The sequence below is a fragment of the Candidatus Poribacteria bacterium genome, assembly GCA_021162805.1.
Lineage (GTDB): Bacteria > Poribacteria > WGA-4E > B28-G17 > B28-G17 > JAGGXZ01.
In genome coordinates, this window is record JAGGXZ010000052.1 from 1 (window position 1) to 24,285 (window position 24,285).

Annotated in this window: 22 protein-coding genes; 1 reads left to right on the top strand and 21 read right to left on the bottom strand. The window is 54.8% G+C overall.

Annotated features, from left to right (window positions below; genetic code table 11):
* Nucleotides 1-234: 234 nt before the first annotated feature.
* A complete protein-coding gene (locus J7M22_03910; GenBank protein MCD6505752.1) occupies nucleotides 235-1,068 on the top strand; it encodes a hypothetical protein in 834 nt (277 codons plus the stop codon).
* Here J7M22_03910 and J7M22_03915 read toward each other — a convergent pair.
* The 21 genes from J7M22_03915 to J7M22_04015 all read right to left on the bottom strand — a co-directional run bounded on the left by J7M22_03915 (nucleotide 1,052) and on the right by J7M22_04015 (nucleotide 23,832).
* The gene (locus J7M22_03915; protein MCD6505753.1) at nucleotides 1,052-1,540 is read right to left on the bottom strand and encodes an RDD family protein; all 489 of its coding nucleotides are present in this window, start codon (nucleotides 1,538-1,540) and stop codon (nucleotides 1,052-1,054) included. The genes J7M22_03910 and J7M22_03915 overlap by 17 nt on opposite strands.
* Nucleotides 1,512-2,996, bottom strand: a complete 1,485-nt coding sequence (locus J7M22_03920) for an HD domain-containing protein (GenBank protein ID MCD6505754.1) — start codon at nucleotides 2,994-2,996, stop codon at nucleotides 1,512-1,514. Before J7M22_03920 ends, J7M22_03915 begins: the two co-directional genes overlap by 29 nt.
* The gene (locus J7M22_03925; protein MCD6505755.1) at nucleotides 2,996-3,943 is read right to left on the bottom strand and encodes a PKD domain-containing protein; all 948 of its coding nucleotides are present in this window, start codon (nucleotides 3,941-3,943) and stop codon (nucleotides 2,996-2,998) included. Before J7M22_03925 ends, J7M22_03920 begins: the two co-directional genes overlap by 1 nt.
* A 12-nt stretch (nucleotides 3,944-3,955) precedes the next feature.
* Entirely contained in the window at nucleotides 3,956-4,978 is a 1,023-nt protein-coding gene (locus J7M22_03930; protein MCD6505756.1) for a hydroxyacid dehydrogenase, read from the bottom strand.
* A gap of 112 nt (nucleotides 4,979-5,090) precedes the next feature.
* Complete coding sequence (gene amrB / locus J7M22_03935) at nucleotides 5,091-6,557, bottom strand: AmmeMemoRadiSam system protein B (protein ID MCD6505757.1); 1,467 nt, start codon at nucleotides 6,555-6,557, stop codon at nucleotides 5,091-5,093.
* Nucleotides 6,558-6,569: 12 nt separating this feature from the next.
* Nucleotides 6,570-7,247 carry a protein-L-isoaspartate(D-aspartate) O-methyltransferase gene (locus tag J7M22_03940; GenBank protein ID MCD6505758.1) on the bottom strand — a complete coding sequence of 226 codons (678 nt, stop codon included), beginning with the start codon at nucleotides 7,245-7,247 and terminating at the stop codon, nucleotides 6,570-6,572.
* A 1-nt stretch (nucleotide 7,248) separates the two neighbouring features.
* Nucleotides 7,249-9,561 carry a signal peptide peptidase SppA gene (gene sppA, locus J7M22_03945; GenBank protein MCD6505759.1) on the bottom strand — a complete coding sequence of 771 codons (2,313 nt, stop codon included), beginning with the start codon at nucleotides 9,559-9,561 and terminating at the stop codon, nucleotides 7,249-7,251.
* A complete protein-coding gene (gene purD, locus J7M22_03950; protein MCD6505760.1) occupies nucleotides 9,558-10,847 on the bottom strand; it encodes a phosphoribosylamine--glycine ligase in 1,290 nt (429 codons plus the stop codon). Before purD ends, sppA begins: the two co-directional genes overlap by 4 nt.
* Nucleotides 10,848-10,856: 9 nt before the next feature.
* A complete protein-coding gene (locus J7M22_03955; GenBank protein MCD6505761.1) occupies nucleotides 10,857-11,603 on the bottom strand; it encodes an apolipoprotein A1/A4/E family protein in 747 nt (248 codons plus the stop codon).
* Between the two features lie 18 nt (nucleotides 11,604-11,621).
* Nucleotides 11,622-13,193, bottom strand: coding sequence for a bifunctional phosphoribosylaminoimidazolecarboxamide formyltransferase/IMP cyclohydrolase (gene purH / locus J7M22_03960; GenBank protein MCD6505762.1), 1,572 nt, complete (start codon nucleotides 13,191-13,193; stop codon nucleotides 11,622-11,624).
* A 2-nt stretch (nucleotides 13,194-13,195) separates the two neighbouring features.
* A complete protein-coding gene (locus tag J7M22_03965; protein MCD6505763.1) occupies nucleotides 13,196-13,897 on the bottom strand; it encodes a hypothetical protein in 702 nt (233 codons plus the stop codon).
* Between the two features lie 5 nt (nucleotides 13,898-13,902).
* The gene (locus J7M22_03970; GenBank protein MCD6505764.1) at nucleotides 13,903-14,931 is read right to left on the bottom strand and encodes a phosphoribosylformylglycinamidine cyclo-ligase; all 1,029 of its coding nucleotides are present in this window, start codon (nucleotides 14,929-14,931) and stop codon (nucleotides 13,903-13,905) included.
* Nucleotides 14,932-14,945: 14 nt separating this feature from the next.
* A complete protein-coding gene (locus tag J7M22_03975; GenBank protein ID MCD6505765.1) occupies nucleotides 14,946-15,221 on the bottom strand; it encodes a hypothetical protein in 276 nt (91 codons plus the stop codon).
* Nucleotides 15,218-16,639 carry an amidophosphoribosyltransferase gene (locus J7M22_03980; GenBank protein MCD6505766.1) on the bottom strand — a complete coding sequence of 474 codons (1,422 nt, stop codon included), beginning with the start codon at nucleotides 16,637-16,639 and terminating at the stop codon, nucleotides 15,218-15,220. The genes J7M22_03975 and J7M22_03980 overlap by 4 nt, the downstream gene beginning before the upstream one ends.
* Nucleotides 16,636-17,184: a hypothetical protein gene (locus J7M22_03985; GenBank protein ID MCD6505767.1), complete on the bottom strand. Its 549-nt coding sequence runs from the start codon at nucleotides 17,182-17,184 to the stop codon at nucleotides 16,636-16,638. The genes J7M22_03980 and J7M22_03985 overlap by 4 nt, the downstream gene beginning before the upstream one ends.
* Before the next feature lie 87 nt (nucleotides 17,185-17,271).
* Entirely contained in the window at nucleotides 17,272-19,743 is a 2,472-nt protein-coding gene (locus tag J7M22_03990) for a T9SS type A sorting domain-containing protein (GenBank protein ID MCD6505768.1), read from the bottom strand.
* On the bottom strand, nucleotides 19,670-20,140 hold the full coding sequence (locus J7M22_03995) for a phosphoribosylformylglycinamidine synthase subunit PurS (protein ID MCD6505769.1): 471 nt from the start codon (nucleotides 20,138-20,140) through the stop codon (nucleotides 19,670-19,672). The genes J7M22_03990 and J7M22_03995 overlap by 74 nt, the downstream gene beginning before the upstream one ends.
* The gene (locus J7M22_04000) at nucleotides 20,137-20,835 is read right to left on the bottom strand and encodes a cytidylate kinase-like family protein (GenBank protein MCD6505770.1); all 699 of its coding nucleotides are present in this window, start codon (nucleotides 20,833-20,835) and stop codon (nucleotides 20,137-20,139) included. The genes J7M22_03995 and J7M22_04000 overlap by 4 nt, the downstream gene beginning before the upstream one ends.
* Before the next feature lie 115 nt (nucleotides 20,836-20,950).
* Nucleotides 20,951-21,961: a Gfo/Idh/MocA family oxidoreductase gene (locus J7M22_04005; GenBank protein ID MCD6505771.1), complete on the bottom strand. Its 1,011-nt coding sequence runs from the start codon at nucleotides 21,959-21,961 to the stop codon at nucleotides 20,951-20,953.
* Between the two features lie 177 nt (nucleotides 21,962-22,138).
* A complete protein-coding gene (locus J7M22_04010) occupies nucleotides 22,139-22,942 on the bottom strand; it encodes a LamG domain-containing protein (protein ID MCD6505772.1) in 804 nt (267 codons plus the stop codon).
* A gap of 68 nt (nucleotides 22,943-23,010) precedes the next feature.
* Nucleotides 23,011-23,832, bottom strand: a complete 822-nt coding sequence (locus tag J7M22_04015) for a LamG domain-containing protein (protein ID MCD6505773.1) — start codon at nucleotides 23,830-23,832, stop codon at nucleotides 23,011-23,013.
* Nucleotides 23,833-24,285 lie beyond the last annotated feature (453 nt).

The following is a 24,285-nucleotide window of genomic DNA, read 5'->3' on the forward strand; positions in this document are numbered from 1 at the left end:
CAGTTCATCTGCATCATGGAGTAATACGCTCTTGATATTCTCTTCTATTTGAGATATCCTATCCATGGGGTCACCTCTTCTTTTGGATTTGCTCTTACTTTAACAGAGATGACCCCTTTTGTAAAGCTTAAATTGATGCCAATGGGGCTAGACATGTCTAGCCCCTACCTGACGGGAAAGAGAGGGTATGTTACTCTGAAAAGTCCTTATGGCACCATAAAAGGGAGGCGACAGATGATAAAGAGATCTATCCTGGTATCAATCCCGATACTCCTCATCTTTCCTCTTCTGTTTGTCATCCCCGACGAGACGCCGTCCCAGAAATGTGCTAAATGCCATGGTAACTCGGAGGAGTTCAAGGAGTGGAGGCTGTCGAAACACTCTCAAAGCCTTAAAACCCTCAAGGAGAAGGGGGTGAAAAGCCGATCCTGCTATAGATGCCACTCCACGCGGATAGAGATACCATCGGATTGGAGTTCAGGTATGCGATACGCCGTGTCGGACGATCCGGTCTCCTGCTATTCATGCCACAGGCACGACTCCGGCCTGCCCCATAATCTGAAACTCCCATACGATAAGCTCTGCGCGAGCTGTCACATTAAGAGCTGTGCTTGTCAGGGCGCCGGCGTGATTCATCAATCGCATACGGAGCTCTTCTACGGCCGGGGGGGATACGGCGTGTCGAACATGCCGTCGGTGCATCTCAGGATGATGAGAAAAGGCTGTGTGGAGTGCCATATGAACAGGGTTCAATCCCCTCCCGAGGAGGGCGTGCGCAAGGTGGGAGGACATACGTTTCGATCCGGATATAAGGTGTGTCTCAAATGCCATCAGAACCCTCAAAGGAGAGCGGATGAGGCCAAAGGGGAACTTCAGGAGCTGCTCGATGAACTGAAAGAGGCGCTGGATGAATCGCCTCATAAGGATTCCCTCGATTGGAAGAGGGCGAAGTACAACTATGACTTCGTCAAGGCGGAGAGATCGCTTGGAATTCACAACTACAGCTATTCGAAGGCTCTTTTAAAACACTCGCTTTCCCTGGTATCCCAGCTTATGTGGCGGAAGTGAGGTCAATCGAGTCGGCTTTATAGACATAGCTGCCGGCGAGTTTATCATGCCATGTCTGGCACTTCCCATCCCACATCATCCAGAAAAACCCCAGCCAGAAGGGAAGTGAGGATATGGCCTTGAATATCATCTCGCGGGCGAGGGCCGCTCCGAAGGAGAGGTTTTTGAAATCCTCGTTCAGAACGACCACCCCCGCGAGCTTTTTGCCTATCGAGGCTCCGTCCCGGCTGACCAGATAGACCGTGTTCCAGATATTGAAGGCCAACCCGAAGAGGAAAAACAGGAGGTCGAGGATATCTCTGGCGGTGGATGGACCTGAGCGGAGGAGAATGGCATATCCGGGGAGCATGATCAGATAGAAGATGAGGACATCTATCAGCACAGCAAGAAATCTGCGGCCAAAGCTCGCGAACTCCGGCGCCATATCCTTGGGCTCCTCGATCTCATCCAATGAGCCTTCTTGCCAGTTCAAGCGCCTCCTCCTTCGTTTTGATCCGACCGATAGCCTGTGCCTCCTCTATCGCCCGGAGAAGCTCGCCTATTATCGGGCCGGGCGAGAGGTTCAACTCCCTGATGAGATCATCTCCGGTGACGATCCTCCTGTGAGCCTTTCTCCGGGGGATCTCGACGTAATAGAGATGAGCGAGCTTCCTCACGATCTCATCCGTCATCCTCGCCTCCTCATCCGATCGGCCTGGACCTCTGGACGCCTTTAGATCGGCCATCGAGAGCAGCACCTCGCCGATCCACTCCCCGCCGAGCCTCCTTAGGAACCTGTAAAGCGCCCTGTCGGTGGGCGGATAATCCTTCCCCAGATGCATCAGCCCCAGATGATTTTTGATCAGGAGCTCAACCAGCGACGATCCCCTCTTGCTGAGACGTAACCTCCCGCAGATCCGACGAGCCATCTCCGCTCCCAGTCTATCATGGCCGTAAAAATGGACCCTCCCTTCCTCATCTACCGATCTGGTCTCCGGCTTCCCGATATCGTGAAGCAAAACGGCCAGTTTTATAAGGGCATATCTGCTCACCCCTCCCGTGTATTCGCACTCCAGATATCCCTTAACCCTATCCCTGAATCCCTCAAGCGGCTCTGGTATTGGATCCTCCTCGAAGATCCGATATGCCAGCAGGGTATGGCCCCACACGTCGAGATGGTGGAACTCGTTCTGCTCAACCCCCTTAGTCGGCTCGATCTCAGGTATGATTACGCCCAGCAGCCCGTCCCCGTCCATGGCCTCCACCCATCTGTATGAGCCCGGAGAGGCGAACAGCTTCAGCAGCTCATCCCTCACCCTCTCAGGGGCCGATTCCGAGATAAGCTGCGCCTTTTCTCGGACGATTCGGCGGGATTCAGGCGAGATCTCGAAGCTCAGGGCGGCGGCGAACCTGTATGCCCTCAACATCCTCAGCGGATCATCCCACACGCTCCTCTCACAGCAAAACCTGATGATCCCGTCGAGCATATCCCGGTATCCATCTGTGGGATCGATCAGTTCGACCTTGCCGCCGGAGAGAAGATCCTCCAGCTTCACGGCTATAGCGTTCACGGTGAGATCTCGCAGCGATAGATCATCCTTCAGTGTAGGGGCTCTGAACTCCGAGAAATCCACGATCAGATCACCTCCCACGACCACCCTTGCCGTGGGAAACTCCTCGTCCAGAAGCACAAATGCCCCTCCTACCTCGGCGGCGAAGTCGTGGGCGAATCTCATGGGTCTGATCGGCATCGATATATCGAAATCGTTGATCTCCACATCGTATCCCCTGACCTCACGCAGGATGATATCGCGAACCGCCCCACCGACGAGATAGAGATCGATCCCACCTCTACCGGCCATCCGTGCCAATTCCTCCAGGAACGGCAGAGCCCTCCCGAACATCGCCTTCGGATCGGAGGAGAACCTATAGGTCATCTTCATCGCCATCACGGGCTTACGATCTCATAGCTTAGAAGCTGAAGGGTATTCGTGATCGTCTCACCGCCTCTCGTCTGTTCCTCGACCACCTTTATGATCCCCACATCAGGGGCCAGCCATTTGCGGCTGATCGTCTCATCCAGAGTCTGCCCCATAAGCGTCCAGGAGAAGGTCTCCTTGACCTGCATGACATGCTCGAAGGTTCCCGCCGGAACGGTGAGCGTGGACTCACCCACAACCTCATATTCGGCTTTCCCCTCGCCGACATAGTATCCCTCGGGCAGCTTCACCTTGAAGTCGGCGTTCCACGAGCTTCCCGGGATGAGCGGAAACTTATAGAGGGGAAGCCACGGGACGAATATTATCGTGTCAGGCGATCCGGGGGCGACGTTAGCGGCGTGTTGATATATGACGTCCGAATGTTTGCCTAAGTAAGCGTAGGTGTTCAAACCCCGTAGGTTCGGATCGGAGCTGCTCTTCTCCATCACGAAGCTTTCCTCATCCGTGCCCTCTATCTTGATCTTATCCACTATCTTGAACGTGATCATGTTGCCGTTTTCGTCCTGATAGATCCAGGTGTTCCCGACAGCAAGCGGGTAGTAATCCCCGGGTCTCTCCTTCCAGACGATAAGCTTAAGCGATTTCGTATCGGAGTCTCTCCCATCGCTGACCTGGAGGGTGAGCTCATATACTCCCTCTTTCCTCGGCGCCCTCCACTTGACGGTGTCCCCGGAGCCCTCGATGGTCCCGCCGGAGACCGACCAGATGTATCGGAGTCGGTCGTTATCGGCATCGCCCGCCTTAGCTGTTATCGTCATCTCGCCTCCGGGGGAGACGACCTGAGGTGAGAGATCTATCGAGAAGATCTGAGGGGGGAGGTTTTCAGCGTTCTCGCCACACCCCCAGATCAGGACGGTCAGGATCAAACCCGAAAGAAACAACGGTTTTAACCTCATTCTCCCCACCCCTCACGCCAACCGGGCGAATTCCGACGGATCTATCGCCCCGATCGGGGTTTTTCCGGTGAAGAAATCTATAAGCGCCTGAAGGGTCATCTCGCCTATCCTGAAATAGCCGTAGAAGCCCGCTCCGGCCATGTGAGGCGTGATGATCACGTTCGGCAGATCTCTGAAGGGGCTATCCGAAGGCAGAGGCTCCGGATCGGTCACATCCAAAGCCACCGTTATCCTGCCCTTTCGACACTCCTCGAGCAGGGCATCATGGTCTATGATTTTACCCCTTGCCGTATTGATCAGCACCGCTCCGTCCCGAAGGAGTTTCAGATGCCTCTGATTGATCATGCCCCACGTCTCCGGTAGGCTTGGCGCGTGAACCGTGACGATATCGGATCGGGCGAACAGATCCTCCAGTGAGACCTTCTCCACCCCCAGCGTCCCGGCATCGTATTCCGACAGATAGGGGTCGTATATCAGTATCCTCACGTCAAAGGGTTTAAGGAGCTTTATCACCTCGCGGCCCACGGCGCTGGCCGATACCACCCCGACCGTGCTTCCCCTGAGAAACTGGCCGTTTGAGGGGATTTTAGGATCGCGCCACACTCCCCTCTCACGGAAGGCGAGGGCGTGATCTATGATCCTACGACAGCAGAGTATCATCAGCCCTATCGTGTGCTCCGCGACGTTATAGGCGATGGCGTGTCTGGAGTGATAGACGCAGATGCCCCTGGGAATGATATACCGTTCGACCACCTCCCCCAGGAGCGCCCTCACGGATCCTGCCGAATGGGCGATGATCTTCAGCCTATCGGCGTTCTCCATCACCTGTGGGGTGATCTTTGGAGATCCCCAGCCGGTAACCAGGGCGTCGTACCCCGATATCTCCCCCGCCAGTTGTTCGGAGGTGTAGTTTCTCCCCGTTTCGTTGACCTTCACCTCCTCGAAGATCGAACGGAGCCTCTGGAAGGTCTCCGGCCTGAAGACCCTCCTGGTGTGGGACTCAGTTGGTATATAGAGAACTCTGGCTTTTATCATCGACCTCCTCCTTTAGATCCCCCGGATCTTGTGAGCCTCACGATGATCAGGGCGATGCCCATCATCACTGCGATAAGCAGGACGGGGATCAGGGCGGCTAGAAAGGCTTTAATCATCGTTTGAACTCCTTTTCGGAGAAGACCTGTGCGGTGAAGACATACAGTTCCGTGTTCTTATCCTTCCAGGCATCCTCGGGCAGCCATGCCTTCCTACACACGCCACGCAGAAACTGTTCCCTGTTCCACCCCATCTCCGTCGCCACCTGGGGCAGCAGCACGCCCGAACGATTCCCCCTTCTTATGTAGATACCGTGTTTGCCGACGATCACCTGATTCGGATCCTCGATACGCCTCATGGGGGTGAGGACGGATATCTCGATCTCTATCCTATCCAGCTCATCGAGGGTGACGGGAGGAAATCTCGGGTCCTGCGTGGCGGCGGCGACGGCCATCCGTGCCACCGTCTGATAAAGCGGCATGATGGGCTCCATATATCCGATACATCCCCGAAGCTCTCCCTCCTCTTTCAGAGTCACGAATGCCCCACAGTTACGCTTGATCTCCTCATGGTGAGGTTTAAAGTGGGGTATCTTTTTCTCCTTGAGATAGGACCGGATCGATTCCCGGGCGATCCGGAGCAACTCCCTTTTAGCCCCATCGCTCAGTTTGAACTCCTCCCATCCCCCACCTTTTCCTCTAGCGACGATCATGACGGCTCCGTATCCGACGACCGAGGATTTATCGCCGGTGATATCGCCGGAGTTGGCATATCTCAGGAGCTTCGCCTCAACCTCCCCATAGGATCTCGCCGCCATCAGAAGCGCCATCACACCGGCGGGGTTGTCTATCTCTATTTTGCCCGAATCCACGCCCTCCCCAAATGAGATCGGATCGAGCTTGCAGATGGACTCCAGAGCCGTCTTATCCAGTTTGACGGCCCGAGCGTAAGGATGATAGTGCGATAGATCCACGCTCAGGATCGCCACCACGTCCTTATGCTCGAAGAGCTTCGAGAAGATCTGCTTGAGGATCTCAACGCCTTCCGCGCCGTGAAGCCCGACGATCATCGGGACGATCTTCGCCTTGGGGAGCACGGTCTGGAGGAAGGGCAGTTCCACTTCGACGGCATGCTCCTTGCGATGGGCGGGGGGATAGAACTTGATCCTCTTCGGATCGATCCGGGTGATCTCCTCGGCCAGATCGGAGTCTATCTCCACGAGCCCAAGTGGGGTTTTGTAGTATCCCTTAGGGTAGACCGAGATGCCGTCGAAGGCGACGTAATGGCTCGGACCGACTATAACGGCCGTCCTAATTCCTTCTCGACCTTCAAGCTGTCTGAACGACTCGGCCGCGACCGGCCCTGAAAATTTCAGCCCGGCATGAGGGGTTATCAGGGCGAGCAACCTCCCTTCTACCTCTACCTTTTTCGCCTTATGCAACATATCCTCGACCATCTGGCGCAATTCCCTCGGATCGGACGGATAAAAGTCGCCGCTGGCGGCGGGCTGTCGAATCGGTTTTTCGCCGGTCTGGGCTGTGGAACAGATCAGCATCACACCTATCATAAGCAGCGTCATCATCTTATCCCTCCGTTAAAACCACCATGATCTTCTCGATTCCTTTTTCATCCCCTCCGGCTCCCTCTTCGCCTCACCGGTCATAGGCACGAATCTCACGCCGGTGACGCTTTCCTGTATCGTCCCCCGCTCGGTTTTCGTAACCACGATGAGATCCTGATAGAATTCCCCCACAGGGATAACGAGCCTTCCTCCGACTTTAAGCTGTTTAATCAGGGGCTCGGGTATCTTTTTAGGGGCGGCGGTAACCATTATCCCATCGTACGGCGCGTGCTCCTCCCATCCGAAATACCCATCGCCACACTTGGCGTGAATGTTTGTGTAACCGAGTGATTTCAACGTCTCAACCGCTCTCTTGTGGAGGGGTTCGATTATCTCGACGGTGTAGACCTCTCTGGCGATCTCGGCGAGGATGGCGGTCTGATAGCCCGAGCCCGTCCCTACCTCCAACACTTTGCTCTGAGGCTCTATCCTCAAAAGCTCCGTCATCAGGGCGACGATGTAAGGCTGGGATATGGTCTGACCCTCGCCTATCGGCAGAGGGGTGTCGGCATAGGAGTGTTCCCTCATCTCTTTGGGGACGAAAAGGTGTCTCGGAACTTTGAGCATCGCCTCGATAACCCGCTCATCCTTGATCCCCCTGCCGATGATCTGAATCTTAACCATTCTTTCACGTTCCCTCTCCCAGTCCATCTCAATCACCTACCTCAACTCCGTATGGTGCGATGAGGAGGAATCTCTCCCTCATGATCTCGTTAGAGGTTTTAAGGAGCCTGGTGAAACCCGATCTCTCCAACAGCTTTCGCAGGAGCACATCGGCCAGCTTCACAGAGGGCATCTTGATCAGCTTAACCCTCTCCCTCTCCCGGATTCCCGCCAGTTCCTTGGCCTTCGATATAGCCTCATCAAGCCCTCCCAGCTCATCTACGAGTCCCCTTTCCTTCGCCTGTCTTCCGGTCCATACCCTGCCACGGGCAACTTTATCCACCTCTGAGGGGTTCATCTTTCTGCCTTTGGAGACCTTATCCACGAAGCTTTTATAGATCTCCTCCACCTGCTCACGCAGGACCTCCCGTTTTTCGGGAGTGAACTCGCTCCAGTCGGAGTAGAAATCGGCGTTTTTCCCCCTTTTTATGATCTGTTTGCTGATGCCGAGTTTCCGGTAAAGGCCTTGTAAGTTGACTGTTCCGCTGAAGACGCCTATCGAACCGGTCAGCGTGCCGGGCTGAGCGAAGATATAGTTCGCTGGAGCGGCGATGTAATACCCGCCTGAGGCCGCCATATCGCCCATCGAGATGACGACGGGTTTTTTCGCCCTCGTTAGTTCAACCTCCCTCCATATCTCATCTGCCGCAACGACCATCCCGCCGCCGCTGTCTATTCTCATTACGACGGCCTTGATGGATTTATCCTCGCGGGCTCTGCGAAGGGCGTCTGAGATGGTCTTAGAACCCATTATGAAATCCCCCGTCAGCGGATCTTTGAAGCTTTCACCCCTCACCATCAGTCCTTTGGCGTTGATGATCGCCACTTTAGGCGGGACCTTCCAGCTTCTGATCTTTTCCGTTCGGGAGAGGTATCTATCCCCATTCACAAAGCTGATCTTTCCCAGCCTCCTCCTGACGATATCCTCGATCTCATCCCTGTAGGCCAGCTCATCTACCAGTTTCAACTTTTCAGCCTTTCGGGCGGTATAGGGTCCCCGGTCTATCAGAGTTTGAAGCCTCTGAGGCGATATCCCGCGATTGCGCGAGATATCCGTTTTGATCTGATCGAAGAGATCGTTGAGCACCGACTCCATCTCCTCCCTGGCATACGGGGACATCTCATCCCTGAGAAAGGTCTCCGGAGCCGATTTATATTCGCCCGTTCTCTCCATGTTTGGCTTTACCCCAACCTTATCCAGCATCTGCTTGATGAAGATCGGCTCGGATCTGATACCTATGAGGTTAAGCTGACCCGATGGATGAAGGATCACCTCATCACAGGCGGATGCGGCCAGATATCCCCCTGTGGACAGGGAGATCGAGTAAGCGAAGGCCTTCTTGCCGGAACGTCTGAACCTCTCTATAACCCCCTCCAGCTCCTGTAGATTCCCGAGACCATAGCTGAGGTCATCCAGCTCGATCACCGCCCCCAAAACACGTTTATCCCTTATCGCCTTACGGAGGCAGGCGAGGGCGTTATCGGATTTCAAACGCAGCACCTCCCTCCTCCGCGAGAAGAGGGTGGGCAGGAGAGGAGCGGAGAAACGAAGATACCCCAGTCCGTCCCGCATCTCCCTCTCTCCGGTGAAGGCGTTATAGGAGCCGAAGCCGATATGGGCGAAATCCACGGTGAAGGAGAGATCGAAGTTCCTCTCACGATCGATGCTGCCGCGGAGGGTTATCCCATCCAGGGGGACGAGCTCCGCTCCGAGCCGGTATCTCCATCCCTCCTCCCCGAACATATGCCTCGTATCGAAGGAGAGGGTCAATCTGTCGTTGACCGGGCGAAACGCGAGGCCGATGTTGATCTCCTGTTTCAGCCTCTCCCCATGAAGCCTGGGACGGTTGAAGTTTCGCAGGAGCAGCCCGATGGAGGTATGTGTCGTCCGAAACATACCCCCCACGTCCCATATCTTCAGCCTGTCCACGTCCCTGTCCTCAGCCGAAAACCAGCTATAGGCGGTTCCGATGGCCAGATATTCGCCTATCCTCTCCCCATCGGATAAGGTCCACCTCCACAGCTTCGCCCCTTCCCCCTCTATCATCTGCAACCCAAGCCCCATGCCGTAAGCTGATAGGAGAAATGTGTTTTCTCCCTCAGAGCCTCCTCTGTATCCGCGGATGTAGTAACCGTTAAACCCCTCGTTGAAGGCCAGCCCGGATGGGTTCAGCAGGATCGAGAGGGCATCATCGCTGGCGCCGATCCCGTTGAACGGGATAAGGGTGCTTAATCCGCTATCCCTTCCCTGTGAGGATGAGATTAACAGGAGAAGCTGTAACAGGATCGCCGTCGCCTTCAACTTCCCAGCCTCTTAAGCGCTTTTTGGCCTATATCCCTTCTGTAGTGCATCTTCTCGAAGTGTATCTTCGAGACGGCCTTATAAGCTCTCTCGATCGCCGATGGGATGTCCCTATCGATCGCCGTAACGCCCAACACCCTTCCCCCATTGGTCACCAATCTGTTCTCCCTCATCGCCGTTCCGGCATGGAAGATCACGACGTCTCCTATCGACTCGGCCTCCTCTATGCCGGTTATAGGTTTGCCCTTTTCGTATTTGCCCGGATATCCGCCGGAGGCCAACACGACACAGACGGCGGCATCTTCCCTCCACCTCAGTTCTATCTCCTTCAATCTGCCCTCTATACATGCTATGAGAGCGGGGACGAGATCGGAATCGAGTCTCGGCAGGATAACCTGGGTTTCGGGATCGCCGAATCTACAGTTGAACTCCAGCACCTTAGGTCCACCATCGGTTATCATCAATCCTGCATAAAGGGCGCCCCTGTAAGGTCGACCTTCTCTTTTCATCCCTTCTATCACAGGCAGGATTATGTCGTCGATGATCTCATCCCGCATCTTCGGATCGATCACCGGAGCGGGTGAATATGCGCCCATACCGCCGGTGTTCGGTCCTCTGTCGCCGTCATAGGCGCGCTTATGATCCTGTGATGTGACGAGGGGCAGGATCGTCTCGCCGTCCGTCAACACGATGAAAGAGGCCTCCTCGCCCTCCAGGTATTCCTCCACGACCACACGGTCGCCCGCATCGCCGAAGATCCTATCGATCATGATTAATCTGACGGCTTCCAAAGCCTTGTCCACCTGCTCGCACACGAATGATCCCTTTCCGGCCGCCGCCGATCCATCGGCCTTCACCACGATGGGCGCTCCTTTATCCCGTATATATCTGGCCGCCTCATCGGGATCGTCAAACGAGATGCCCTGAGCCGTCGGGATGCCGTATCTCAACATAAACGCCTTGCTGAAGCTCTTGCTATCCTCGATCTGAGCCGCCGCCTTTGTGGGCCCGAATATGGCCAGCCCCCTTTCGGAGAATAGATCGACTATACCAGAGACAAGGGGAGCCTCCGGGCCGACTACGGTCAGATCAATGCCTTCTTTCTCGGCAAAGGCGGCAACTCTTTCAAAGCCGTCTTCAGCCAGAGGCAGATCCAAGCATTTCGCTATTTGGGCCATCCCGGCGTTTCCCGGCACACAGTAGATGACATCAACCAGTGGGCTTTGAGATATCTTCCAAGCGAGGGTATGTTCCCTGCCCCCGCCGCCGATCACCATCACCTTCATCTTCTCCCCTCAGATCTTTGATATGATCGCGAATAGCGCCGCTATAATGGCGCCCCAAACGCCCAGCATAATCGCCGTCCATTTCAGTTGTCTGCTGGCCGACCTGACGATCTCCCGCCTGAGTTCAACCTCCATTTTATCCATTCTCGTCTCAAGTCTGACTATATCCCCCTTCAGCTCGGTTCTCAGATCAGCTATATCCTTTTTCAGCTCAGCTCTAACGGCTTCTATCTTAGCATCGAGCCTTGCTATATCCCCTTTCAGCTCGGTTCTCAGGTCAGCTATGTCCTTCTTTAGTTCCTCTCTGAGTGCTGCTATATCCTCCTTCAATTCGGCTCTGACGGACTCCACTTTGGCATCGAGCCTTGCTATATCCTCCTTCAGCTCCTCTCTGACGGACTCCACCTTGGCATCGAGCCTCGCTATATCCCCTTTCAGCTCCTCTCTGACGGATTCCACCTTAGCATCGAGCCTTGCTATATCCCCTTTCAGCTCGGTTCTCAGATCGGCTATGTCCTTTTTTAGTTCCTCTCTAAGCGCTGCTATATCCTCCTTCAGCTCGGCTCTGAGTGAGTCGAACCTCGTATCGATCTTCTCATCGAGTCTCTGCCAGAGCCGACGCAATTCTTCTATCTGCTGGCTGAGGTCCCGTTTGACCTCATTTATGCGGTCACTCAGATAGATGAACTCCATCCTACGGGTTAAGAGCTCCTCCTCTCCGACCGCCTCCTCCTGAAGGTTGACTCTCTCATCCATAATCCCTCATCTCCCAGCTTAATGTCTGAAATGTCTCATTCCCGTGAACACCATCGCGATTCCGTGTTCATTTGCGGCCCTGATCACCTCATCGTCCCGCTTCGACCCTCCGGGTTGGATCACGGCCACCACGCCTGCCTCGGCGGCGAGGTCGATGGAGTCTCTGAAAGGTATAAAGGCGTCAGAGGCCATCACGGAACCACGGGCCCTGTCGCCGGCCTTTCTGATGGCGATTATCGTGGAATCGACCCTGCTCATCTGTCCCGCTCCTATCCCGACGGTTCTCTTATCCCTTGCCAGCAGTATGGCGTTGGATTTGACGTGCTTGCAGACCTTCCATGCGAAGAGGAGGGAGTCCATCATCTCGGATGTGGGCTCCTTCTCGGTCACCACCTTCAACTGAGAACGATCGATGAGCTTGAGGTCTCTCTCCTGAACCAGCAGGCCACCTACGACCGACTTGGTCTCCTTCATACCGTAGTCAAGCTTTCCAAGGGAGCCGACCTCGAGTATCCGTCTGTTTTTGGCCTTTGACAGGAGCTCAAGGGCGTCGGGCTCATATCCGGGGGCGATTATCGCCTCGGGGAAGCTTCCCGAAAGGGCGGCCTCCCTTATGGCCTTGGCGGTTTCCAGATCCACCACCCTGTTTAAACCGATTATCGATCCGAAGGCCGAAAGCGGATCGCACGCCAGGGCATCCCTATAAGCCTGAGCCAGTGAGGTCTCATGCGATGCGACACCGCACGGATTGTTGTGTTTGATTATAGCCGCCGTCGGCTCATCGAAATCCTTGACTATCTCCAGAGCGGCGTTGAGGTCGAGGATGTTGTTGAAGGAAAGCTCCCTACCATGCAGCTGTTTCGCCGTCGCCACACACGGTTCCGTAAGATATGGGATCCTGTAGAAGGCCGCCTGCTGGTGAGGATTCTCCCCATATCGGAGCCCCTGTACCTTAACATAGACTGGAGCGTAGGTTTCGGGGAACTCCCTCTTCTGTTCGGATATCGTCTCAAGATATGAGGATATAACGGCGTCATATCGGGCAGTCCTGGAGAAGGCCTCCTTCGCCAGTTTAAATCGGGTTTCATTCGACAACATCCTATCGTTCGCCTTCAACTCGGCCAGCACCGTATCATACTGCCTCGGATCGGTGACCACGGCCACATACCTGTAGTTCTTCGCAGCAGCCCTTATGAGGGTGGGACCTCCGATATCTATGTTCTCTATGGCTTCCTCGATGCTGACATCCTCCCTCGCGACGGTATCCTCGAACGGATAGAGGTTCACCACCACCATATCGATGGATTTTATCCCCTGATCCTTCAACTCATTCATATGCCTCTCATCATCCCTCACGGCGAGTATTCCGGCATGTATCTTGGGGTGTAAAGTTTTAACCCTGCCGTCGAGCATCTCCGGGTATCCCGTATAGTCGGAGACCTCGGTTATCCTAATGTCGTTTTCCCTCAGGAGCCTCGCCGTTCCGCCTGTGGAGATTATCTCGATCCCCAGGGATTGGAGTTCCCTCGCAAACTCAACTATCTTGGATTTATCCGAGACGCTTATCAATGCTCTGTTGATTCTCTTCACCTTTAACCTCCTATCTCGGCGATATCTCTGGTGGGATCAAATAACCCTTCATTTTCAAGGCGTCTTATTATCATCATAACTCGTCTCTGGCCCTCCTCCACATCCTTGGCCGATATCTCCCCAAGAGCATCCATTTCATCCTGTAACATCTGCAGTATTTCCTCCGGAAGGTTACGGAATATCTTCTCGCGCGTCCCCTCGGAAGCGCCCCTGAGGGCAAGAGCCAAAGAGTGAAGATCTTTGCTCACCAACCTGAGTATCAGTCGAAGCGCCGTGTCGGAAACCCTCCTTAGATCCTCGAACGTGAATCTCCTCTCCAACACCGCCTCCGCCGCTTTTGGATCTTGAGCTTCAAGCGTCGAGATGATCCTCCTTTGTCGATCAGGTGATATCCGCGACAGTATCTCGGCCAACCTCTGAGTCGGATCACCGAAGCTCACCACCTTAGAGGCCATCTCCTCTATCTTCCCTTTAATCCTCGATATCACCTCTTCGACCATATTCTGTGGCACGAGATCCATCTTCAATATCATCGCCGCAACCAGACCCTGCTTCTCCTCGGGCAGCGACGAGAGGATCTTAGCGGCCTGATCGTGATCTACCGAGAGCATGAATATGGCTATCGAAAGCTCATCCTCCTCCTTTAAGGCTTCGCCTAACACCCTGGGATGAGTTCTTTCGACCAGTTGGGTAAGCTCATCCATCCCCCTCACCTCCTGATCTGAACACCCCTTTCACCGCTTTCGATCTCTCCCATCACGATGGGGTCCTCGCCAAGGAATCTAAGCGTTTCCACGGATCTATCGAGCTCCGCCTTGCTCACCACGACACACATGCCGATGCCCATATTGAAGACGTGGAACATCTCCTCCTCCGATATATCCCCCGCCCTCCGTATCAGCTCGAACACCGGAGGTTCCGTCCAGCTCCCACGACGTATCACCGCCCGACACCCTTCGGGGAGTATTCTGATCAGATTATCAGGTATTCCCCCGCCCGTTATATGTGCCATTCCTTTGATCTGAACCTTATCTCTCAGGCCCAAGATACATCGAACATAGCTTTTATGTGGCTTGAGGAGCTCCTCACCGAGGGTACAGCCCAGATCGGATATGTAATCGTCCAGCTCATACCCGGCGACCTCCAGGAGCGCCTTCCTCGCCAGGGTAAAGCCGTTTGTATGCAACCCCAGTGAGGGCAACCCGATAATCCCATCCCCCGGTTCGATCTCAGATCCCGTTATGATCTCATCCCTCTCCACAACGCCGACTATAAAGCCCACCAGATCATACTCCCCTTCGCCATAGAACTCTGGCAGCTCGGCCGTCTCGCCCCCTATCAGCGCGCATCCCACCTCCTTACATCCGCGCACCAGACCCGACACCACCGACTCGATCACATCGGGCGAAATCCTGTTGCATCCGATATAATCCAGGAAAAAGATGGGCTTTGCGCCCTGGACGACTATATCGTTTCCGCAATGAGCCACGATATCATGTCCGACCGTATCATGCCTGTCCATCACGAAGGCGACCTTCAACTTGGTTCCGACGCTATCGGTGCTGGAGACGAGCACGGGATCTTTATATCCCACAAGCCGATATAGTCCGCCGAAATATCCGAGCTCGCTTAGGACCGAATCGTCATACGTGGCCTTCAGCAGATTCTTAATCCTCCTCATGGACGCCTCCTTAGCCTTGAAGGAGACGCCTACGCTTTCATACGTCAGACCACCCATTCCCTGCCACCCCGTTATCTTTTGATCAGGTCCTGGAGGGATCTTCTCTTCTTGGCCTCTATTCGGCCGATGATCTTCCCCTTAACGGCCATCAACACTAGCAACAGGCCGATTCCCGCCCCCAGCCCAATCCCCATCGATATGATGCTGCCTATCAGCATCGAGATCGCCCAGCAGATGATAACCGAGTAGATTATGTATCTGCCGGTGGGGGTGCCGACGCTGTGGATCGGCCCGGAGAGCTGAAATTTGATCCCTCTCCCCTTTGGATTTTGAAGCAATTGAATCACCTCTTTCTTCCTCTGGTAAATTCCAAGCTCAACTGTTGGATGTTCTGACCTGTGAATTCGACGGGATATCTCCCGTTAAAGCAAGCGGTACAAAATTCATCAGGATTTTTGACGCAGCTGAGCATCCCTTCGACGCTCAGATATCCCAATGTGTCGGCCCTTATGTATTTCCTTATCTCCTCGACCGTATGGCTGCTGGCGATAAGCTCCTGCCTCGTGGGGGTATCTATGCCGTAGAAACAGGGGAACATATTCGGCGGCGAGGATATCCTGAAATGCACCTCCTTCGCCCCTCCCTTTCTGAGGATCTTGACTATCCTGCGTGAGCTCGTTCCCCTCATTATCGAATCGTCCACAACCACGACCCTCTTGCCCGATACCACATCTCTGATCGGGTTAAGCTTAATGTTGACCATCTTCTCGCGTGAGGTCTGAGTTGGCTGGATGAAGGTCCTGCCGACGTATTGATTTCTGTAGAACCCGAACTCGAACGGTATACCCGATTCCTGGGCATATCCCAGAGCGGCGATGTTGGCCGAATCGGGCACCGGTATGACGATATCGGCCTCCGCGGGATGCTCCCGGGCCAATTGCATGCCGAAACGACGTCTGGGTTGATTGACGATCTCGCCGAACACCACGCTATCTGGCCTGGATAGATATATATATTCGAATATACAGAAGGCATGTTTCTCAGAGGCGAACCTCACAGATCTGATTCTATTGGGCGTGACTATGATCATCTCCCCCGGCTCGATCTCCCTTTCGGGCTCAGCGTCGATCACATCGAATGCGCACGTTTCGGAGGAGAACACCACGGCATCTTTAAGCCTGCCCATCCATAGCGGGCGAAACCCCCAGGGGTCTCTCGCCGCTATCATCCTATTCCGCGTCATGAAGAGTATGGAATAGGCGCCTCGAACCTGCATAAGGGCGTCCAGCACTCTGTCCTCTATGAAGATCTGCCCGGATCGGGCGATCAGATGGGCGATGACCTCGGTGTCAGAGGAGCTGGTGAAGATGGCGCCCTTATTTTCAAGCTCTCGCCGCAGATAGGGAGCGTTGACGAGGTTCCCGTTATGGGCTATACCTAAGGTCTCCCCGACGATCTCCCTCACCAGAGGCTGGGCGTTCTGAAGCGAACTGCTGCCAGCGGTGGAATACCTGTTGTGGCCGATGGCTATATCCCCCTCGAGCTTGGCCAGCATCTCATCGTCAAATACGTTCACCACCAACCCCATCCCGTGATGATAATACACCTTCTCCCTATCAGACGTGACTATTCCGGCGCTCTCCTGACCCCGATGTTGCAACGCATAAAGGCCCAAATAGGTCAGATAGGCGGCATCGGGGTGCCCATATATGCCGAAGACACCGCAACCATCTCTGGGTTTATCCTCGTCAAAGGAGGAGATCATGCCTTCCCTTCCTCCCTCTTCTTACGAGTCGGCTGAGTGAGGTTGATCTTCTCGGCGATCAGCGCCCCAACCGGGGCGGCTACGGCGAAAAGAAGGATCGCCGGAAACTTGATCAGAAGCAAAAACCTAAAAGGAAGGGATACGATTATGCATATGAGCCTGACGATCTGGACGATAAGTCTTGCAGGCGGGGAAAAGCGAATGAGAATGTCGTTCCAATTGACATGGGTCAGGGACATCAGAGCGACAGCCGCCGATGTTCCCAGAAAAGCCCCCTTGTAAAGAAGCCGTCTGGAATGCCTCTTGCCGCGCAACCTGCCCATCAGACAAACACCCTCGCCTGCCGAGGCAAAAGTGGCCCCGGAACACAACAGTATTGTGATGCCGATCAGAATGGCATATATGAACCCTCCATCGGCAAGCCCGATCAGGTATCTTCGCCATATGGCGTCAAGTATCAAATAGGAAATACCGACACCGGCGAGACCGGAGATAGTCCCGACGACGATCTGCGCGAAGATCAACCACCTATCCTTGGAATTCACCTTTAAACCTCCTCTTTCGCTAGCGTCAAAATTATATCACGGGGATCATAACCTGTCAACGCCCGTGTCGGATACCGCAGAGGCGGGCTATCTCAGCACGGCCAGCTTTCCAACCCGATTTACCCTTTTCGACCCATCTCTGACCGTGAGTTTATAGAGATAAATGCCGTTGGGCAGGTCGATGTGAACGAGCAGCTCGTTTCGGCCCTTTTGCGCCTCAAGATGGTCGAATCTCATACTTCTCCTACCTGTGAGCGTGTAGATCGATATCTCCGCCTCATCGCCCTCACCGGAGAGCACCCATATGAAAGTCGTCCGATCCTTACAGGGATTGGGCACGTTCATCAGCTCCTCTATCTTCAACTCCCCATGATCCTCATGCATGGCTGAGCCTTCCCCCATTCGCACCAGCTTCCGAGGGTCGAAGATCTCGATAAAGCTCACCTCCTCATCCAGCTTCTTCGAGAGGGAATCCCTGCAGTATTGATCGGTGTAACTGAAGACCTTCACGAACTGGTTTATCTCGTTCACCTCGATCTTCATCGCCCTGGAGTGCTCTACGGCTGAGTTGAGCTTATCGGCGATCCGGTCTGAGGATTTGGATTCGAATCCCATCTGCACGGCTTCTGCGAGGGAAAGCCTGCCCTCGAAGAACTCATTCCAGAACCGCATCATGTGCAGGGCATCCTCCAGCCACAAACCGCCCTCTCGACTCACCCCCCTGGACTCCTCCACGGCCAACGCCATCTCGTTCGCCGAAAGCTGGATCTGAGGCAGCAGCGAGGTCAATCTCCCGACGGCGAATTCGGCCTTCTCCCTTGACGGAATGGACAGGGTGTCCTTCACAGCCTTCTCACCCACCAGATCCCACAACCTGGTGGCGAACCCCCTCGATCCGTTGCCGTATCCGCCGGTGATCGATAGAGTGCCGCAGAAATCCGAGAAATAACTGGAGAGAGCGTGTTCGTCGGCCTGAAGCGCTTTCAGTATATGCAGGGCGGGAGAGACGCCGTAGATCGAGGCGAGATAATTACGCGCCAGCGAAAGGTAATCCAGATCGGGCGACCAGTTGAGGGCCGCGCTTATGATCTTATCCAGGATTCCCAGCCCCACCCCGCCCTGCAGCGTAAAACCTCCCAGCTTTCCCTCATAAACCCCTCCTAGATACCTTCTCACTCCAGATGCGAACAGATCCCCCTCGAACATCCAGAACGGCATAACCTCCTCCACATCGTGTGAGATCACCACTAGATGCTTCCCGTTATCAAACCTCCCTATCAGATCCTCCGGTATCTCAGGATCGTCGGTCGGTTCGCCATCCAATCCCCATTTCTTGAGGATTATCGTTCTGGGGGGTAACTTGGAGAGATATATGCCGTCCGGATCCTTCAGCCATTTGCCTTCGTATCCCGATATGCAGAACTTTATATCTGGTCTGACAGACCTTGCCGCATCTATGAGGTCGAATATGATCTCCCAGAGCAGTTCCCCCTCCCGTCCCAGACATTTCGGACATCTGCACGGCCTCGTCTCGGTACCCCACGCCCTCAGATGTATGCCCGCCAGATCCGGATACGTCCTGACGATCTCCTTGATCAGATCCCTCAACAGTTTCCTGAGCTTCGGATTCGACCAGCAGAGCGGGTGATAGGGCATGGTTCGATCGAATGAATCCCCTGGGAGGGACTGGCCGAGCAGTTCAGGATGATTCCTTATGAGCGCCTTTGTCGGCTCGCCCATGAGATACATGAAAAGATACGGTTCTATCCCGCGGCGCTTGAGCTGTCGAAACCTCTCCGTCAGTCTATTCACCCGCTCCCATCTGGCAAGCCACGGCTCGTCCTGATACTCATCGAATCTCGGGGCAAGGACATACTTGAAGGCGCTCGCGATTCCGTCGTCAACCCCCGTTCCGGACCAGACGCCCTCAGCCAAGCTGAAATTCACCCTGTGTCTGGCGAGCCAATCCGCATCTTCAGGATCAAGGGTCGCCCTTATGGGAAAATACGGCTCTGAGCTGATCGTTCGATCGTTCAGGGACAGAAATCCGACGCGAGGGATTCGGAAATCCAGACTCACCACCTTCATGCCGGTCGCCTTTGAGATCATCCTCTCGATAAGCTCATAGGCGCCGTAAAGCACGCCGCGGGCGGATTTCGACCCTATGTAGATCCTCTCCGGCGATATCCTAACCACATATCCCTCATCCTTCCTAAGGCGATCCAGATGAAGGAATCCGGAGACACCACAGATCAGGAGAGAGCTTTCGGGCGTGCCTACGATGATGGCCTTTGACGGCGGGGCTGACCCCTCAGGGACGATCTCAGGCCTCACCCCGCACATCCTCTGCGCGAAAAAAGCGATCTCTTCGGCGGCGAACTCCTCCGTTGATGAAGGGTTACCCCCGATCACCACCTCGAAGGTGGGCTTCCCCTCCGAAAAGAGGGGGAATTCCGCCAGACAGGGTGATATGGCGAGGACAAGGCTAACCGCCGAAAAGATCGTGAGTCTCGATGACGTCGTTATAAAGAAGCCGGCGACAGATGGTTTCGATCTCATCCTTAGATAGATTGCCCCTGATGATATATTTCCTACCGGTCCGCGCCCGGCGGATCGAATCTATGCCCATGTCACGAACGCCCTTCACGACGCTGTCGCCGACCGCATCCGTGACGCCGGGCCTGTATCTCACCTCAACGACCCATGCATTGGGCGGGAGAGAAGGAGGGAAATCGGCCGGATAAAACTCATACTCCTGCGTGATCGGATCCGCTAACAGCTCACGACATATACGGTGAACCTCACCCTCGGAAAGGTCCCCTTCGATCCAGTATATCCCTCCCGTTCTGACCTCACTGACCCCGGTTATCCCGAGATCGCGGATATCCTGCACGGTAAGATGTCCGAGGGCATCGAATATGCCCTCCCTATATCCCACCTCGATCCTCCATCTCACCTTTCAACCTCCGTCGATCTGACCAGATCGGCGATAAATCTCACTGCTGTCTCCCGATCTACCTTCGCCGCGTTGATGACCATGTGATAAAGGGATAGATCGTTCGGATTGACGTTGAAGCACTGTTTCAGGAAGTTCATCCGCCCCTCATCCATCTCCTTCAGCCTTTCGGTGGCCTCCTTAAGAGGGAGATCAAGCCTTTCGGCCAGCCTCTGACATCTGAACTTAAACGGCGCCACGATCCTTATGTGGACCACATCGCTCTCATCTCTGAGGACCGCCTGGCCGCCTCTTCCGACGATCACCACATTCCCACGCCTGTGGAGATCTTTTATGGTGGCGGTTATAAATCTGACGAACTCCTCCCTTTCCAGCGAGGGGAGATCCGTGGAGCACACCTCAAGAAGGGCAACGCTGGGCAGGTAATAAGGGGCGCCGCTTTCCAGATAGGCCGATCCTATCCCCAGATAGGAGGTGTATTTCTCGGATGAGAAAAGCTTGGAGAGAAACCTGGATATGGGGCTTTCGGCCCTATCATCGAAACGTTCGACCTCTGATTCCGGAACGCTTGCGCGCCTGGCCACCTCGGAGATCAGCTCCTTGTTGACGTGATCGTACCCCAGTCTTTCGGCGAGCTTCAAGGCTATCTCATCGCCTCCGCTGGCATGTTGTCTGGAGATGGTAACCACGGCCAAGCTCTCACCCCCTGGAAGGATCATCCGCTAAAGTATAGCACCTACGCTGTTACTTTGGCAAGCAAGGGGGGGCGAGGCATTCCACACCTGAATGCCTCGCCCCTACCATATCCGTTTACCCGATGTGGACGGGTTTACCTGTGCTCATCGATTCGTTAGCGGCGAGGGTGACCTTCAATGTTCCCAGACCATCCTCATAATCGCACATAATCGGGGAGGAGTCCCCATCTTTAATCGCCCGTATAAAGGCATCATCCTCGATCTCAAAGATATTCGGCTCGCCGGGGAACCTCTGCTCTTCCTCACCCTGCCGCAACAATCTCAGAGAATGTTCCCAACCCGTGAAGAGGGCTGTCGTGCTGTTAGCATAGATCGACAGGGTCACGCCGCCGCCCCCCGCGTTGGCCGAGCAGGAGGCCCACAGGTTTGCCACCGCGCCTCCCTTGAACTTGAGGTTCACCACTGAGGCGTCCTCTATGGAGTAATTCTCCGGAGCACCTTTATTAAGCCCTTTGGCCGCAAAGGCATGAACCTCCACAACTTCACCGCAGAGGAACCTGGTCAGGTCAACGGTGTGGGTCACCTGTTCATGGAACTGACCGCCGCTTTTATCCTTGATTATCCACCAGCTCCATATTCCTCCGCCTGGACCGGCCTTGGGCGTTCCGCCGATCCATCCTCCCAGAACCAGTATCGGCGGATCGTCCCTCAGGAGGGACCTAACGGTTTGAATCCCCTTCCTGTATCGGTTCATATATCCGACGCTGGTCATCAGTCCCTTCTCTTTGACCGCTGCCAGGATCTCCTGGGCCTGGTTCAGGTATAGGTTGATCGGTTTTTCGACGAAGAAGGGGATTCCGGCCTCGATGGCGTAAAGCTCCGAGCCGTGAGCGAAGGGCGGGAGACAGAAATAGGCACCGTCCAACTCGATATCTTTGAACATCACCTCGGCATCGGTGTAAACCCTGGCGCCTTTGACACCATACTTCTGAGCCATATCTTTCGCCTTTGTCTCGTTGATATCGCAGAAACCGAGGATCTCGGCATCGGGATGTTTAGCTATCCCCTTCATATGGGACTCGGCTATCCCACCACAACCGACGAATCCGAGCCTGACCTTTCCCATAATACACCTCTTTTCCCCTGTTTTTAAGCGCAAACGCTCTTAAGTATCACGCATCAAGGATGATATGTCAAGGGTGGAGGCGGGGCATTCCACTCTGAATACCCCGCCCTTACCGAGGGATGAAATATCAGCGCGTCAGAGATGAGCTTTTAAGCTTACCCCATCTCGAAACTCGGTCTATCTTTTGATAAATCCCCACATGGTAGCCAGCTTCCCGGCCGGCTCCACAGGGAAAACCCCTTTCGGCCTGGCCCCTTTTGCCAACTGGGCGATCTCATCGTCCGAAAGGGCCCTGCTCCACAGATATACCTCGTCGATCATACCGTTGTAGTAGTGATCGTTGCCGACTGTGCCGCCGACCGCCCTACCCACGCCCATCTCTATAGGGAAGTCGGGGCAGGTTCGGTAGGGAGCCGCTATAGCATGAGGATTGCCCTGCCCGCTGGGCGGTATCTCTACTTTGCCGTCTTCGCCCGCTATATGTCCCACCGCCTGTTTGCCGTCGGCCGTTAAGCATACGAAGTACCATTTTCCCGATTCCATGATGTTGTCAGTGTGGAACCATCCTTCGGTTCCCGGAATACAGACGCCCCAGGTCAATCCATTGGAACCATGAGTGGCGATGCGGAAGGCATAGTTGTTCGTCCAACCTATCTTCTCGCCCTTGAAGATGACAGCGGCGTGATCGACGAACTGATTGACTTTGATCCACGCCGAGACGGTCAGGCCGTTCGCTATCGCCTCCAGACTTTTATCGTGTGGGACCTGAACGAAACCGTCCTTACCGTTGAAGCTGAGTGCCTTGCCGAACTTGCCATTTGTCACTTCAACCCCGCCGTTGATCTTACCGTCGTTATTTCCGACGGAATCCTTCGCTGTGCCGTCGTCGAACGTCCAGGCCGAGATCAATCCGTCGGCCAGATCGGCATATGCGTAGACAGCACCGATAAGCAAGCAAAACAAAATAAGAATAGCTTTCATCAGCATTTACACCTCCTGTAAATTGGAAAAGGGGCGCGAAGTCCTGCACCCCTATGGCCTCTCAAGCTTTATTTTTTGATAGCTCCCCAGGTGGTGGTGAGCTTGGCGGAGGGATTAACGGCAGCAGGACGGGTCGTCATCAGTTGTTTGATCTCATCAGCGCTGAGCGCCCGATTGTAAACGACAACCTCGTCGATGATACCGTCGAAGAAGGTGAGCGTGTTGATATCGCCGCCGCGACCCTGCGCGTAGCCTATCCTAACCGGCTCGCCTTTCCACACATCATAGGGCGCCGATGGACGGTGTCTGTCGCCGCCGGTCACATCATCATCCGTTAAGGCCTCGCCGTTTATGTAGACCGTTCCCTCCGTTCCATCCTCCACCAGTGCGACGTGATACCACTTCTCAAGCCCATCTGCAAAGCAGTTGCCGGTGGCGAACCATCCCTCCGTTCCACCGCCGCAGGAACCCCAGGTCAGCCCCTGAGGCTCGGCGGTGGCGACACGCCAGTTATAGACGTCAGCTCCCCAACCTATCTTCTGCCCTTTCCAGCAAATGCCGCAGTGATCCTGGTTGATCTTGGGATCGACGACCGAGCGGGGATATACCCATGCGGCCACCGTCAGGGCCTTAGAAAGCTGTAGGCTAGGATCATCGGGGATATCAATCCCGTCATCCCCGTTGAAATCGAGGGCCTTGCCGACCTGGCCGTCGACCACCTTGGGGCTGCCGTGGGAGATCTGCCCGTGGTTGCCCATGCCGCTGTTGTCCTTGGCCGTGCCGTCATCGAACGACCAGTACCCGACAAGCCCGTCGGTGAGATCAGCGTACGCGGCCGCGCAGATCATAGCGCCGACCACAGCCAATACTGAAATCAAACTTACCTTCATCTTAACCCTCCCTGTCTTGATGATTTTCTGTCGTTCATAAGTGTAGCACATTCTATCACTTCCGTCAAGCGCTATAGTAGGGGTGATGTAACGGTAGGGCAGGGCTTTTCAATGATTTGGCATAATCAGGCGTGGTAAGGACGTTCCCCTGTGCGTGCTTCCGAATCCGGCAGGCACGGGGCCTGCCACTACAGCGCTGGCGAAAAGCGTTGAAAACCCCTACCAGAGCGGCAGAACTTCGCAAAAACTTTTGAAGAATGCAGATGGGGAAAGGCTTAGATGGCATAAGTGATTCAGAGGAAATTCGCGCTCTAATCTATCGCGATTTTGCTCAAAAACCCTTATGCTGCCTAGATTTTCCTCATCTCACGCCCCATGAACTTTTGAGAAGTCCTGCCAGAGCGGCGGGCAGCCGTGTCAAGTCAAATGATAATGTTACCGAAAGGAGAATGC